Raw genomic sequence first — 13,206 nt, 5'->3', positions numbered from 1 at the left:
CCCGTTTATCAAGAGCCTGCCGGAACTCGAACGGACGGCGCTGCCGAGGAAACTATGTCAAGCTTTTCTGGCCGTGCGCGCGATGGATGATCCCGAGCCGGGGGCTCCTTCTAACGCGGCGGCACCGTCGGCATTGCGCGCCGACCCGGGCGTGGACCGCCACGTCCGGACTAACTCGCGACGAGCAGAGCATGACGGGCGCGTTTCGTGACTTTTGCCGCCGAGTTGTCGTCCTTGATACGGTGGAGACCGCCGACGCATTCATGATCGCAGCGCACAAACTTGCCCTCTGCTCTCCCGCTTGCGCTCGGTAAGTCCGGCGGCGCGAACCTCCGCCCGATCAACTCAACGATGCCAGCAAGATCGACAGCTTGCGGATATGCGCCATGAACGCTTCGGTCATTTCGCGGTTATGGCCGTCGCTCAGATGCGGCGCTTCGGCCAGTTCGACCTGGCCATGGAACTCGTCGAAAACTTTGCGACGCTCGTCGGGCGGAAGTATGCGAATGAGGGACACCATCAGTAGTTCCTGCGCATGGATGATACCGAGCACGGATTGTTCGTTCATTTCGACCTCCGTCGGAACGCGGCGATGCTAGCGGCTGAACAGCAAGACAAAATGGGGAGTTGACGGCAGCACCAGGTCGATGTTGTCTTCGATCCTCCTTCTTACCCGTCCATACTAGTGCAAGGATCGAGCCATCTGCACCTATATCGGGCGAAGCGCAGGGAGGCATACGGGTGCGGATGGAATCTCACACCAGACCGGCCCGGGCCGCCGCCCACACCGTATCGAGGGGATTGTCGCGGCTCTCGTACGGTTTTCTCAGAAAGGGCACCTTGGTATCGAAACGGGACTCGTTCCGCAGTCGCGGGACCAACTCGGCGCACGAGTCGAAGAACCGCGAATAGGAAGCGGAATCCTTGGTGGCTTCACGAACCGGGCCGGCCAGTGCAAGGTATGTGTCGCATCTTGACGGGTCACCATTCTGACCTGGCCACAGATAGGTCTGGAGAGGGATGGCTTTCCCTTCGTCCTCTAGAGCTCGACACTGGTCCCCGATTAAAACGGGGTCGCATTCACGCATAATCGCCGGGATAAGTGACACGGAAGACGGGCGGGATGCCGCGGTGTCGAAAACACAAAGGGCCTGGGTTCCACAACAGCTTGAGTGCCAACCGGCAGACAACGGCCCTCATGTCAATTCCCGGCCGCCAACCCCTGCCCGGCAAGGCTTCCGCACGTTCTGATCATTCAACGACCTCCTCAAAACCACGAAGTATCATATTTCGTGGACACGAGTATAATAAGGCGTGACCTTTCCCGTACCCCGGAGACATCATGCGACGTGTTTCTTTTGATGTCGCCCAGGCCAGCGCCGCCGTCAAGGCCGGTGGTGTCCTGTCCGCGATCCTGCGCGCCGAAAAGGGCGCTTTTTATATCGAGCTGGAAACGCGCGAATCGGGCGTGGCCGAACTCGTGACCTCGAACGGCCGCGAACGGCGCGAATTCCGCGATCCGGGCCAGGCCCTGAAGGTCGTGCGCGATCTCGGCGTAGCGACCGGCCGCTTCGCGCTCGAGGAGTGGGACACGCGCGCCCCGAAGGCCCCGGCCTGGACGCGTCCGGACCAGAGCGCGCACATGAGGCGGCGCAACCAGCTGGCCGACGACGCGGCCGAGTTCGAGGCCGACGTGCTGCAGGCGATGGCCGAGGTCGACAGCCCCGACACGTCGTTTGTCCCGCACGATGAGGTGATGGCGCAGCTCGATGCGAAGCTTGCCGCGACCGCGAAGAAGGCCGCGCGCAAGGGTCGCGCATGATCGTCGAGTGGCTGCCGCGTGCAGTGGAACAGCTGCTGTCGATCATCGACTATGTGAGCGAGGATAGCCCGGCGGCTGCCGTCGAGCTCGGACAGTCCATCCGTGAAAAAACCACCACGCTCGCCACGTACCCGAACCGCTACCGGGCGGGCCGCGTCAGGGGGACCCGTGAAATGGTCGTGATGCCTAACTATGTTGTCGTGTACCGCGTTGCCGGCGAACGCGTGCAGATCCTTCGTGTTCGCCACGCGCGGCAACGCCGCTAGGGCCACAACCCTTGCTGTGCGACGGCACGCGGGGCAGGCCCACACAGCGGGGCCGCGTAAACTACTTCGCCTGTGTCCCAGGTTGTAGCTAGCGTCGCGTCCCGAAGACTCCCGCGGCGGTGATGGCGGGAATGGCGAGGACCGACCGGGTAGAACCCGGTCAGTCTTCGACCGGATCTGGAACGATCCGGGCCGGTGTGGCACGCAGACGTCTGGGCGGAGTCGAAGCGTGAATGCCCATCTGTGAGTTCACTTGGATGACAGTTGGGCTGTAATGTCGAGATTCGCATGGCGACCAACCTGACGCCTCGGACATGCCGGGCGAGTCGGTCAGCGAGACACATGCGGCGCCAGCAGGCAATGGACGTCCGAAGAGGGGAGAGCCTCTGCGCGAACGCGAACGAAATATACGACATCCAATTGCTATTTCTCGAGCCGTAGAGGGCTTAAGGGAGGGTATCAGGGAGGAGCGGCCATCCCGTACCGTCGATCGACGACAGGACATCGGCCATAGCCGACGATCAGTGCTCGTGAGACGTGGGACGGCTCTATGTCCAATTGCGGCCATTCGCGCACCGGCGTCGACGAATGGCTGCTCTCATCGCTGTCGGATGAGTCTTCTCGACCCATTGCGGGCGTTCGAGCCCGCGTGACCACAGCGACGCCATTCGAGGTACTTGTCCGGCACAAAGCCCAGGATCTCTACAACATGGCTTGGGCTTTCTTCGATCGCTTTTAGTTCGTCGCGGTCGAAGGTCACGAACTGCCCCTGTGAGAATTCGTATCCCTTAACCATGTCGGCCCGCTCGACTTTCTGACCCGTCGATTTTGATACGTACTGCTGCTCGAGTCGTGAGCCGTCGGGTGCCAGAAGATTGAATTTGACGTCCGATGAGGTTTCGGTGGCCGAATAAAGTTTTACGGGAATTTGAACCAGGCCGAAGCTGAGTGCCAGTGATGCAATCGAGCGCATGACTGTCTCCTTGCTGGCCGGCATAAGTACTGTGAGTACGACCGGCGCATGTGCGCGAAACGTGCCGTCATTATGAAACGATTCCGCGGTGCAGGCTCGGCTGGCGCACGCCGCTCGCCCTGCGAGCAGGGCTCATTCCCGCTCGCGCAGCACCGAGCAACGCTCCCTATAATGCGGAGGTTGCCCGTACGCCGACGCCAGGGAATAAAGAACATGGTCGACCTTCGGAAAGTCTGGAACGTCGTGTCAATCATCATAGGATTCACCCTTCCGTGCCTGCTGGGCGCTTACGAGGCGAGCCTGCGAACCATGGCGGGTGAGCCCGACTTGCGATTTTTCCCACCATCGCTAGCCTCCGCAGGTCTCGCGCTCTTGCTCCCCTGCTTTCCGATCGACAGCCGGCCCGAGCCGGGAACCTCCCGCGAGGCGCTTCTCGCCGCCAGGCTTTACAACTGGAATGCCTGCGTCCTGATTGCGGCCGGGCTCTGGTTTGCCGTCGGTGCGCTTCTCTGGGTCGTGGTCCTGTCGTTTCCGATAAAGGGGGCGTATCCGGTCTGGTGGCCAGAGTGGAGCCTCGGGCAGCGACTAGGGGCTGCCGGCACCCAGAGCCTGATTTACTACGTGCTCGCCGTTGTGCTGGTGATTTGCAAACTGGCGGCGGCATGAACGCTTTCCTTACCTTCATCCAGGGCGATCCGGCAGTGGTCGTCCTTCCCGCATTGGGCTTTGCCATCTCCCTGGCGATGGTGCGCTTCAAGCGTCGTTACGTAGGCGGCGACGCAAAAGCCGACCGTGAGGCCTCACGGGAGTGGGTCTTCATCGTCGGGCGGCGAGAGGCGACATACAACCGAAACTGGTCCGCTGGGGACGAAATCACCGATGAGCTCGCTGCTGTCCTGAGCCTGCTCCACGGCCTGCGCGACAGATTGCTTTCGCTCGCCAAGGATTCTGAACTTGAGTCAAGCATTGCAATCTTCTTGAATTTGCGCACTCGCTTGGATCGAGTGAAAGCGAGGTGGTACGCGCTAATGCAGGCTGTGGATCGCGAAAATGATCCGGCGGAGTGGGACGCTGCTCAGGTGGATTACGCCGTAGCGCAGGAGGCGGTCCTTCATTTGCTCGACGAAGTCGCAGTGCGCGATGACAAGCGTATCGACGCAGACGTTTCCGCGGCAGTTCAGGCGATTGAAAACCTTGAGGCGCGTGTCAAGAGCTTGGCGTTCGGGCGATTACTTTAGCGACAACCACGGCAGTGCCTCGCGCCAAAGCACTGCCGAAGACAGCAGACAGGCGGCGCTTGGCTCCGGTCATGGCGCCGAATACGAGTGTGTCGTGAAGAAAGCGATCTCGCGGAATTGGCGCTTCGTGTGTCGCTGTGAGCCTTGGAGGGCGCTCGGGACGCGTGATCCTCGAATCGGTTCTGTCTGACTTCAGAGGGCATCGGCGACGCTCCGTCGCATACAAACTGCTTACATGGTGTATATAGTTGATACATCAACCTTTGTTGGAGATCTTTCGTGGTGCGCAAACTTGCGGCGGGGATTATCGCCGCGCTGACTCTGGTGACCGCCACCGGTGCCCCCGCACAAAGCGTCGATGTCCAGTACGGCAATCTCGTCTATCGCAATGCCTCAGGCGAGTCCGACGTGCTCACGGAGACGGGGGCCGACGGGAGCCCTGCGATTTCCCCGAGCGGTACTCTGGTCGCCTTCACGCGCCAGCGCCCTGGCGATCAGGCAGATCCGAATGATCCTAACAGGGGCGCGCTCAGCGACGTGTACATCATTCGCGTCTCCGACCACGCGCTCAGGAAGATTGTTACAGCAGCCCATTCGTCGCAACCGGAGAACGAAGTATCTGGCATTCACTCACTGACGTTTTCTCCGGATGGCACGACGGTATATTTCAGCACCGCAGCGTGGACGACATCCGGAGCGATCCACGCCGTTCCGGTTCAAGGCGGTCGCGAACGGTTTGTTACCAGCGGCAACGGCTTCGTGGTTGTCCAGCGTGGCAAATTCGCGGGCTACCTTGTGACGAGCCAGCACCAGTACATGGAAGCCAATGGATCATGGAATCCATACGTCCTTGTGAGCCCGGAAGGCAAGGAGATCAAGGTGCTAGGCGAGTTCGGCTTCGACAAAACCAGAGCGGAGATGGCGGCGCTTCAAAGCGTGGAGGGAACGAGTGCTACGCCTGCAGCGGCAGCTTCGGCCAGTGCTACGAGTCCTGGTTACGCTGAGAAGGTCCAGCGCCGCATTCGCCCAAATATCGTCTGGTCCGGGGAAACGCAGGGCCTCGAAACGGTGCTGGCGGTACGTAGTGCGCCGAGTGGCACGTTGTTGAGCGTCTCGATCACCCGTAGCAGTGGCAGCGCACAATGGGATACTGCCGCGCTGCGCGCGGTCCAACGCTCGGATCCTGTCCCGCTCGACGTTGACGGCAAGGCGCCAGCGTTCTTCACGATCACCCTTCGCCCGGTCGGATAAGGCCCGAAGGCGCGAACGCGCCCTAGGTTGCCGCGATTCACAATCAATGTCCTCGCTAGAAGGCGGGCCCGGGCGCCACTGCGGATCAGCGACCGGTTCAACGGGCCCGTCTTTCGCCTGTTGCGCTGCTTGCGCCGCCTGCGCCTTTGCCTTTTCTATGGCGTCTTGCGTTGTTGCGCGTTGTACGCGCCAACCGCCGCGGCAATGCTCTGCGACGGCGCGGGCGAAGTTGGGGATCGTCCGGGCACCTTAAACCCGACATAAACGAGACTCGACACCCCCATCAGGTACAACGCCTGCTCGCTCAGAGGGACGTTGCAGTCATGCGTGGCGCCCACCTGAATAAAGAAATATGCTCCGTAGACCAGCGTGAAGAGCACCATCTGGAGGCGATGGAGGCTGTTTCCGTTTTCGTCTACGAGGAGGTCTCTGAGAAATTGCGTATGTGTAGCGGTCCGCCTGTTTCGCTCGATCACCACCGCGGGCTTGGTCATGGTCGCCCTGTACCGGGACCGTTGCTCCTTTAGCGTCTGCAGTTGCTGCCGCGCGAGTGCGCCAGTGACACCGCCAGCGGAGCCCGCCGCGACCGGTAGGGTCGTCGCGATCTGCCTGTTCAGGCCGACAATGGCTCTCGCGCTCGCCCGAAAAGTTGCCGCAGCGGTTTGCACCATTGAGTCCTTCTGGGCATCCACAGCCGCCGAAACAATGCCTGTCGCGCCGCTGATTCCCAACAGCGCCGCCAAGTTGCCATTGATGTTGCCTTTAAAGGTCGCGGCCGTGCCGGCCTTCACTACGTAGAACGATTCCCACGCATAGATGCCAAGCACCCAGAACAGGGCGCCGACAACCAGCACCGTCCAGAAGGCCATCTGGACTCGCGCAAGGCTGTAGGACGTCGTCTGTCGATCCGGGTTGTCCGGAGTGGGGCCATCGCGCAGGATTGGAAAACTTCGGTCGAGGATGATGACAAGGGCCCCGCAGGCGAGAACCAGCAATAAGTACGGGAGCATGATTGCTATATTCACGGCTTTTCTCCTCAGTGAAGCGTAGAGGGCGCGCCTGGTGCGCGGTCCGGTTTCACGATCGCGTGGGTCAAGAGACTGCGACCCCGCGGAATGTGCCTACGGCCTCTGCAGCGCCCAGGATGATCTGCGAGGTTGCGGCTGAGTCGGCAATCTGCACTCGAAGACTTGTGAGGAGGCCATCAAGTACGGTGATCGAATCGGGGTCCATTTGTGGCACCGTCGCGGGCGCTCCGTAGGACAGGTAGAGGTTGTGAAGAGCCTCTTCATAGTCTGTGACCGCAGTGAACGCATTCGGGTCATCAATTGGTCTAAGCGCAATTGCATCCGCCGCATCGCTGAGGGCACTTATCTGCCTCATGATCTCGGTCTTCATGTCGGTAGCAGTGATGACGTCGCTCATGATTTCGCTCCTGGTTTCGCGGGTTGAGCCGCGGCCCCGCCTGATGCTGCTCCACCGGCCGCAGCGCCGCTAGCCGCAACGGCACTGGCTCCGGTGGTCGGTGAAGCGGAGGGGGCGTTCAAACTGGTGCCCACGCTCTGACCATAGGCCACCAGGAATTCAAGGTTTTCCTTTCGACCGGGCTTTTTCGAAAGGGCTGACAGACTTGTTGCGACGGCGGCAAGCTTGTCGGTCGGCAGCGGCGCCGGCGACGGCTGCACGGGTGCCGCTGTAAGCTCGGCGGACAGGGACGCCGTCCCCTGACTCTGCAACGTCGAATAGACCGCTCCGGGCGTTGTGCAGGCCAGGAGTGCCATCACGTTCTCCGCCTGCCCGGCAGTAGCAAGGTCTCGAGATGTCTCGGCCACGCGTTCACCGTTGATGGATGCCAGACCTTTCTGGTAGTCCGTCAAGTCGGCCTGCAGGGTGGTCAGGTCGACCTGGAACGCCGTGATGTACTTTGCCGTGACCCCCGCCGAGTCTGCCAACCGGTCACAGGCGCAACCCGCGATCGCCACACAGACGGCGGCGAGGTAAGGCGCCCCAACACGGCGCTTGCGATTTGCCGGAATCATGATCGCCATCTCCAGGTGTCACTTCGCGGCGATCGCGATGATGCCGAAGGCCTGCAGGAACGCTGCAATCGTCGATGGCTGCACGCCACCTTGACCGTACGCGCCGATCTCATTAATCACGACTTCGATAACCGTGGCCCGCGCATTCGCGACCTGCTGCGCTCCCTGAAGCTTCTGGCTAAAAGCGACGTTCGCCGCCTTGACGAGATCCACACGCGCCACGGTCAACCCGTTCGAAAAACTCTGGTTCACTGCCACCAGAGCTTTGGCAATCGCCTCCTGGTACTGGGGTGTGCACCCTACCGAGCGATCCGTGAGCGCGCGCCCGAACCCGGCTTTCAGGCAAGCTTCGCTGGGAGGCGGCTTGCTTGTTTGCGCATCGATAAGCCGCGAATGGGCATATTGGAGATACCCCAGCTCGAGCACAAGGTGGTCCCGTTCGTCGAGGCGTAGCGCCGCCTGTTGTTTGATCAAAGCGATCTGGTTTTCAGCGACATTGCCCACAGCATTCTGATAGGCGAGCGCCACGGAAGTCACGCCAGCGTCCGGTGGATCGTTGAGCGCCGCGAGTCCCGCTGAGATATTCCCAATCGCGGCAGTAACCTGGCTTGCTACCGGGTCCGGCTTGTCACCGGTGCAGGATTTCCCCGCCTCCGCTGCAATGACATCGCAGAGGCTCGTCTTCCTGAATTTCACATTTGCCAGGGCCGTGCCCGGCTGCTTGATTCCAAATGCGCCAGCCAATTGATCGGCGGTATTTAGCGTGTCGCCGAGATCGCGGAGCGCATCAGTCAGGCTGGGCATGGAAGCAGCGATCGGCGCGGACGCTACCCATTCAGACGCTGCGGAAGCCGCGGCAGCCAGTACTGCCTTCTTCTTCGCGTCCAAGGCGTCCGCCTGCGCCTTTTCGGCTGCTGCTGCTGCAGACGCTTGCGCATCGAGCACCGCGGCAGCACTCGCCGCTACAGCTATCTCGCCGTGGTAACGTGCAGATCCATTGTCTAGTTTTGATATGGTGCTCTTCTTACTGGCCACATTGTCACACGCCATGCCAAGCTGGGTAGCGATGTCAAGGATATCGCCGGTCAATCCTGCCGGTGGCGTAAACGGGCAAGCCGTCGATCCTTTGCCCCCACCCGCGGTGTACGCCGCGGCAAGTCTGGCGGCTTCCATCTGGAATATCAAAAGATCGGCCGTGAACACCTTTAGATATCCGGACTTCGTCAGCACATCCACCGTTACGTCTGACGCAGCCGCCGCTGATACCTCTGATGCCCCTGTGAGACCTATCACCCTGTCTGAGATGTACTGCTCCAAGACATCTATCGAGGTTTTGGGGCCGGCCTGCTGGAGCAGGAGCGGCGCAAGTAGGGCGTCGCGCGCGGCGTTCTCGCTTGCAATCACGTTTTGCACAGTAGCCGAATCGAGTGCATTCTGCGCGGCCACCGAGGACGCGAGGGCGTCCTTAATGTCGGCCGCCTTGTAGGTGCTGACGACGTTATCGGTCTTCTTTTGCAAGGCGTCGTCATGCAGGTAGGTCCCGCAGCCCCCAAAAAACGCACACACCATTACCGCCAGACGTAGCCGGGCGCGCGGCCAATGCACAGCCGCCAAACTCATCACGGATCTGATGTGGTGCATGTTCACAATCTCTCAGGCGGCGACCTTCCGCTCTTACGTTGCGAATGCAGTGTTCGCCAAACTTGCGTTTTGACGCGCAAAAACAAGCGGCAAATGACCATGCGAGTGGCGAGCGCAACTAATTGGGATACTAGTGGCTGACGTCAAGGGAATGGTGTGCACGCTACTAACGCGGCGTATGCGCGTTGGCGCACACTTCTGGAGGCAGTGGGTGTTTTCCCCGACGTAAATCAGAGTGAACGTTAGGTGTACGTAATGTTGTGATGGATAGAATGTAGGCTATCACGTGCTTCCAGAGGTGCCGCACACAGATTACGCGACGACGGCTACCGGGCTGGAGTGATGTGCGCCGTGCCGTCGGCAAGCGTGTCCGGCGGCGCGTTGACAAGGGCGATTCCGCAGTGCGGCATCCTCAATATGGTAAGCGCGATGCTCGATCGCTCCTTGCCCGGAAAGCAATCTATGGTCAGCCTGATTTTTGCAAGCGAGTCGGTGTTGACGTAAATTGGACGTGCGCAAATCTATCCGGGGTCACAGTGGAAACAGGTTCCGCCCCATGATGAGAGCCGCACCGGGCAAACCTCATAAACGCCGCAGCATCCAGGTGCTGTTTCAACCCCGAAACAGTTGCTCGCTTTTCTCGCGGACTAGATGACACAGTGGATCGTGCTGGGTTGTACCGAGTCGACCTTTGAGACACACACGTGCAACCTCAAAAAGAAGTGAACCAGGAATCTGGGAAAACACCATGAGTAAGCACCGTTTGGAACTTCTTCTGACTGCTGCCAGCGTTTGGTTGATCCTCGCGGCATGCGGTGGCGGTAACTCGAGCAGCGACAGCTCCAACAGCTCTTCGGGCTCCTCGACATCACCCAGCGGCGCAACTGCGGGCGATCGAACCGCGGCAACCTATTCGAGCGGCTCTCTTCTGTTGCTGTGCTGCGCTTCTTTCGTGTAGGTGGATACCGCCCTTTTGCGATAATCCCCTGCGCCGCCGGTTCTGCCCGCCAGCCTCCAGCCTGTCGTTGGCAAACGTCCGCCGTCATGTGTGCGCTCACGCACGTATCGAGTCACTTTGGTTTGAGGTTCTCTTGCGATGCGGCCTATGCGCGCTACCGTAAGAGAAATGTCGGCTTAAACGTGACGCGGAGCCCCTATGGATAACCCCATCCCCGAAGGCGAGGTCGCCAGCGGAGCCGCCGGGTCACCCGCGGACAGGCACACGCGTGCGAGCCGAAAAGCCGTGCCGCCCACGGCTGCGTCCACACCGACGCCTGCTGAGCAGGCCCGCGCGCGCCGGCACAAGCAGGTCCACACATCGATCGTGGTCGTCTTCGGTGGCATCGTGCCGGTCCTCCTGATCGTTCTGGCCATCTTGGGCCTCAGGGATCTGCAGACCACCTTCGCGCCGGGCAAAGACAATGTCGTGCAAACGCTGACGAGCGTCCAGAAGGTGGTCAGCGACAGCAAGGACGTCAATGCCTACGCGCTCGCCTCGTTCATGTTCGCGGAGCACTCAAATTTCGGCGTGGTGCACGACAAACAGCGCATGAAGGTGGTGGTGATCCAGATTGGCTTCGCGGTGGCGTCCATCGGCATCATGTTCATCCTGCTTGGTGTGAATGATGGCGGGGCGCAGGTCGCAGCGAAGTCCACCGTGGGGAAGGTTGACTTCAAGACGGCGTCCACGGGCCTCGTGACATTCCTGATCGGCGCGGGCATGGCCTATGGTGCGGGCATCATTCCCAACGAGTACACAACGGTCGGGGTGCCGCGCTACGGAGCCATGGGCGAGCAGCCCCAATCCGACCTTCGCGCCGACCTTGTACAGGCAGCTACGGTGTGCGCGAAGGACCCGGTAGCCACCCGGGGCGCATGCCTTGTCGACGCGCTCGCCGCGGCAGCGGCCGGTGAGAAGGAAAAGCCATGAAGTTCCTGCACGCTGTCGCCATCATCGCCTTGAGCGTTCCCGCCGCCCTGCTGGCGGCGACGGCCGACGACGCCTCGCTATTCCACTGCAACGACGGCACAGCACAAAAAGACGCGACCGGGACCTGGCGCTGTCCGGATGGCAGCCTCGCTCATCCAACATTCGGGGCGTTGCGACATTACTCCACGATGGTCGCCATCTCTACCGGCTATCCGCCGCAGCTTAGCGTTGGTGAAGGCACGAGCGGCCACAATCTCATCCGCACGCCGTCGGTCGAGGACATCACGAGATCGATCACGGGGACACTGAGGCCTTACTAATCCGTCGCGCGATTCGCGGCCGCGCCGCCGGCTCCAGACCTCCCGGGAAGAGCGCCGTGCCGCGACACGCCTTTTGAACTGTCGTCTTGCCCGCCAGCCACGCGCCGTCATCGCTAGACACCCGTGATGTCATCAGAAGGTCGCGCGCCCCGTCCGGCTCGCGCGTGCCCCTCATCGCTAGAAGCACGTGAAGTCCGCCACCCGCTTGATACGCCCAACCCCGTCCAGTCGGCGCACGAACGTGCCGCGGGCCACGCGCGCGTCAAACCACATCATGAGGTGGAGGCGCCGCGAAACGTGATAGTGGGCCAGGGCGGGTGACGGGTTTCTGGCGATGGTCAATCGTTGGCCGGGTTGGCACGGGTGGCTAGCGATGGTATTCCTCGGGCGTCGCGCGGCTCAATGGCACGGCACGCCTGGCGCGTACGGCAGAAGATGGCCGGACCGACCCGATTGCTCGCTTGTACGGCTGGTGCTTTCATGACGTAACGGCATCTCGCCCGGGGTGGCCGGACACGGCGCCGTGCTAGCGCTCCGCTGGAAAGCCCGCGATACCGATCGAATGGAGTGCCATCGCCGATGGCCGTGCTGACGGGTTGTCGCGTCGGCGATCGAAGGCCTAGCTTCTGCTTTGTTGCGCAACTAACGGTCCCCGTCGCCAGGTTCCCATGACCGCCGGTTCCCGGCGTCATCCTTCAGCCGGCAGGGCTGTCGTTTGCCTCACGGTGTTCGGGGGCGTCTGGCGCGTCGAGGTCCGCCGTGCCTCCGGCATTTTTCCGAGGAAGCGGGGCTTTTCGCGGGTTAGACCGCAAAGGAGCGTCACGTGTCTCTTCTCTCGTAACGGAACACTAAAACTGCCGTATTACGAGGAAGAGAAGTATGGAAGCCAAGCACGCCAATGTCCTGACCTCTGCACAATTTCGTCATCTCCTGCGCGTTACAGAAGCGACAAGCCGTTTTCCCAAACGTGACACGTTGATTCTCCTGCTCGACGTGACATGCGGTATGCGTGTAACAGAAATTGCACGCGTCGAGGCGCATCATGTGCTCTCGCGATTGGGCACGCGGCAGAAGGAAATTACTTTGCCCGGACGGGTGACAAATGGTTGTCGCCCGCGCTGCGTGTTCCTTTCTCATCCAAGGACGATCAAGGCTATCGATCGTTATGTTGAGTGGAGATACAGCCGTGGTCATGGCGTGGGCTTGGATCGGAGCGAATACCGCGGCTTGATGCCCTGCACACGCCTGATCCAAACACAGAAAGGAAGCTCATTCGAACTCAGTGTGAAGTGCAGAGTGAGCTTCGCAGGCGAGGTAATGGAGTATTTTTCCGCTGACAGCTTGCAGAACTACATCACGAGCCTGTATCGAGCGGCAGGTCTTGGTAGGGGAGATAGCAGCCACAGTGGCCGAAGAACGTTTGCTATCCGCCTCGTAGCGCAAGGGCACTTGCTTGAAACCTTGCAGATCCTCCTAGGCCATTCGCATCTCGATCACGTTGCTCCATTCTTGGATGTATCGCAGCGAGAGCTACATGAAGCCGTCGCCGCGCTCAACCTATCCTCGTGAATGCGTTTTGCATAATTTTGACCGGGTTCGTCGTTTGGATCTACAGACTCGTGCGCAGGTGCCGATAAAGAAGGGTTGAGCGAGGCAACAGATTTCGGAGATTGCCAGCGGTACTTTTTGTATTGACCAATCGCGGAAAGAGGAAAAAAGCAAGGAG

Annotated in this window: 13 protein-coding genes and 1 pseudogene; 8 read left to right on the top strand and 6 right to left on the bottom strand. The window is 60.7% G+C overall.

Going from position 1 to position 13,206, the window contains the following annotated elements; genetic code table 11:
• Nucleotides 1–340: 340 nt before the first annotated feature.
• The gene (locus U5A65_RS26365; protein WP_321917039.1) at nucleotides 341–568 is read right to left on the bottom strand and encodes a hypothetical protein; all 228 of its coding nucleotides are present in this window, start codon (nucleotides 566–568) and stop codon (nucleotides 341–343) included.
• Between the two features lie 774 nt (nucleotides 569–1,342).
• On the opposite strand from U5A65_RS26365, the gene U5A65_RS26360 reads away from it, so the two are divergent.
• Together U5A65_RS26360 and U5A65_RS26355 are read left to right on the top strand one after the other, a co-directional pair.
• Entirely contained in the window at nucleotides 1,343–1,822 is a 480-nt protein-coding gene (locus U5A65_RS26360; protein WP_321948323.1) for a hypothetical protein, read from the top strand.
• On the top strand, nucleotides 1,819–2,088 hold the full coding sequence (locus U5A65_RS26355) for a type II toxin-antitoxin system RelE/ParE family toxin (RefSeq protein WP_321948320.1): 270 nt from the start codon (nucleotides 1,819–1,821) through the stop codon (nucleotides 2,086–2,088). Before U5A65_RS26360 ends, U5A65_RS26355 begins: the two co-directional genes overlap by 4 nt.
• A 667-nt stretch (nucleotides 2,089–2,755) precedes the next feature.
• Here the strand turns inward: U5A65_RS26355 and U5A65_RS26350 are convergent.
• Nucleotides 2,756–3,061, bottom strand: a pseudogene (locus U5A65_RS26350) (Ku protein); the annotation flags it as partial.
• 213 nt (nucleotides 3,062–3,274) lie between these two features.
• On the opposite strand from U5A65_RS26350, the gene U5A65_RS26345 reads away from it, so the two are divergent.
• From U5A65_RS26345 to U5A65_RS26335, 3 genes are all read left to right on the top strand, one after another.
• Nucleotides 3,275–3,727 carry a hypothetical protein gene (locus U5A65_RS26345; RefSeq protein WP_321948318.1) on the top strand — a complete coding sequence of 151 codons (453 nt, stop codon included), beginning with the start codon at nucleotides 3,275–3,277 and terminating at the stop codon, nucleotides 3,725–3,727.
• Nucleotides 3,724–4,299: a hypothetical protein gene (locus U5A65_RS26340; protein WP_321948316.1), complete on the top strand. Its 576-nt coding sequence runs from the start codon at nucleotides 3,724–3,726 to the stop codon at nucleotides 4,297–4,299. Before U5A65_RS26345 ends, U5A65_RS26340 begins: the two co-directional genes overlap by 4 nt.
• 279 nt (nucleotides 4,300–4,578) lie before the next feature.
• Nucleotides 4,579–5,550, top strand: a complete 972-nt coding sequence (locus U5A65_RS26335) for a TonB family protein (RefSeq protein ID WP_321948314.1) — start codon at nucleotides 4,579–4,581, stop codon at nucleotides 5,548–5,550.
• Between the two features lie 155 nt (nucleotides 5,551–5,705).
• On the opposite strand, the gene U5A65_RS26330 is transcribed toward U5A65_RS26335, so the two are convergent.
• From U5A65_RS26330 to U5A65_RS26315, 4 genes are all read right to left on the bottom strand, one after another.
• Nucleotides 5,706–6,575, bottom strand: coding sequence for a hypothetical protein (locus U5A65_RS26330; protein WP_321948312.1), 870 nt, complete (start codon nucleotides 6,573–6,575; stop codon nucleotides 5,706–5,708).
• Nucleotides 6,576–6,642: 67 nt separating this feature from the next.
• Nucleotides 6,643–6,975, bottom strand: a complete 333-nt coding sequence (locus U5A65_RS26325) for a hypothetical protein (protein WP_321948310.1) — start codon at nucleotides 6,973–6,975, stop codon at nucleotides 6,643–6,645.
• Nucleotides 6,972–7,598, bottom strand: a complete 627-nt coding sequence (locus U5A65_RS26320; RefSeq protein WP_321948308.1) for a hypothetical protein — start codon at nucleotides 7,596–7,598, stop codon at nucleotides 6,972–6,974. Before U5A65_RS26320 ends, U5A65_RS26325 begins: the two co-directional genes overlap by 4 nt.
• A gap of 9 nt (nucleotides 7,599–7,607) precedes the next feature.
• The gene (locus tag U5A65_RS26315) at nucleotides 7,608–9,230 is read right to left on the bottom strand and encodes a hypothetical protein (protein WP_321948306.1); all 1,623 of its coding nucleotides are present in this window, start codon (nucleotides 9,228–9,230) and stop codon (nucleotides 7,608–7,610) included.
• A gap of 1,156 nt (nucleotides 9,231–10,386) precedes the next feature.
• Here U5A65_RS26315 and U5A65_RS26310 point away from each other — a divergent pair.
• From U5A65_RS26310 to U5A65_RS26300, 3 genes are all read left to right on the top strand, one after another.
• On the top strand, nucleotides 10,387–11,160 hold the full coding sequence (locus U5A65_RS26310; protein ID WP_321948304.1) for a hypothetical protein: 774 nt from the start codon (nucleotides 10,387–10,389) through the stop codon (nucleotides 11,158–11,160).
• Nucleotides 11,157–11,480 (top strand): hypothetical protein, encoded by a 324-nt coding sequence (locus U5A65_RS26305; protein ID WP_321948302.1) that lies wholly within the window; start codon nucleotides 11,157–11,159, stop codon nucleotides 11,478–11,480. Before U5A65_RS26310 ends, U5A65_RS26305 begins: the two co-directional genes overlap by 4 nt.
• 879 nt (nucleotides 11,481–12,359) lie before the next feature.
• The gene (locus tag U5A65_RS26300) at nucleotides 12,360–13,049 is read left to right on the top strand and encodes a site-specific integrase (RefSeq protein WP_321948300.1); all 690 of its coding nucleotides are present in this window, start codon (nucleotides 12,360–12,362) and stop codon (nucleotides 13,047–13,049) included.
• Nucleotides 13,050–13,206 lie beyond the last annotated feature (157 nt).

It is taken from the genome of Paraburkholderia sp. J10-1 (assembly GCF_905220165.1).
GTDB lineage: Bacteria > Pseudomonadota > Gammaproteobacteria > Burkholderiales > Burkholderiaceae > Paraburkholderia.
This window is presented reverse-complemented; position numbering and strand designations above follow the sequence as displayed.

Bases quoted from the DNA above. Each gene is read 5' to 3' on its own strand.
- U5A65_RS26365 (WP_321917039.1), bottom strand. From the start codon at position 568: ATGAACGAACAATCCGTGCTCGGTATCATCCATGCGCAGGAACTACTG.
- U5A65_RS26360 (WP_321948323.1), top strand. From the start codon at position 1,343: ATGCGACGTGTTTCTTTTGATGTCGCCCAGGCCAGCGCCGCCGTCAAG.
- U5A65_RS26355 (WP_321948320.1), top strand. From the start codon at position 1,819: ATGATCGTCGAGTGGCTGCCGCGTGCAGTGGAACAGCTGCTGTCGATC.
- U5A65_RS26345 (WP_321948318.1), top strand. From the start codon at position 3,275: ATGGTCGACCTTCGGAAAGTCTGGAACGTCGTGTCAATCATCATAGGA.
- U5A65_RS26340 (WP_321948316.1), top strand. From the start codon at position 3,724: ATGAACGCTTTCCTTACCTTCATCCAGGGCGATCCGGCAGTGGTCGTC.
- U5A65_RS26325 (WP_321948310.1), bottom strand. From the start codon at position 6,975: ATGAGCGACGTCATCACTGCTACCGACATGAAGACCGAGATCATGAGG.
- U5A65_RS26320 (WP_321948308.1), bottom strand. From the start codon at position 7,598: ATGGCGATCATGATTCCGGCAAATCGCAAGCGCCGTGTTGGGGCGCCT.
- U5A65_RS26315 (WP_321948306.1), bottom strand. From the start codon at position 9,230: ATGCACCACATCAGATCCGTGATGAGTTTGGCGGCTGTGCATTGGCCG.
- U5A65_RS26310 (WP_321948304.1), top strand. From the start codon at position 10,387: ATGGATAACCCCATCCCCGAAGGCGAGGTCGCCAGCGGAGCCGCCGGG.
- U5A65_RS26305 (WP_321948302.1), top strand. From the start codon at position 11,157: ATGAAGTTCCTGCACGCTGTCGCCATCATCGCCTTGAGCGTTCCCGCC.
- U5A65_RS26300 (WP_321948300.1), top strand. From the start codon at position 12,360: ATGGAAGCCAAGCACGCCAATGTCCTGACCTCTGCACAATTTCGTCAT.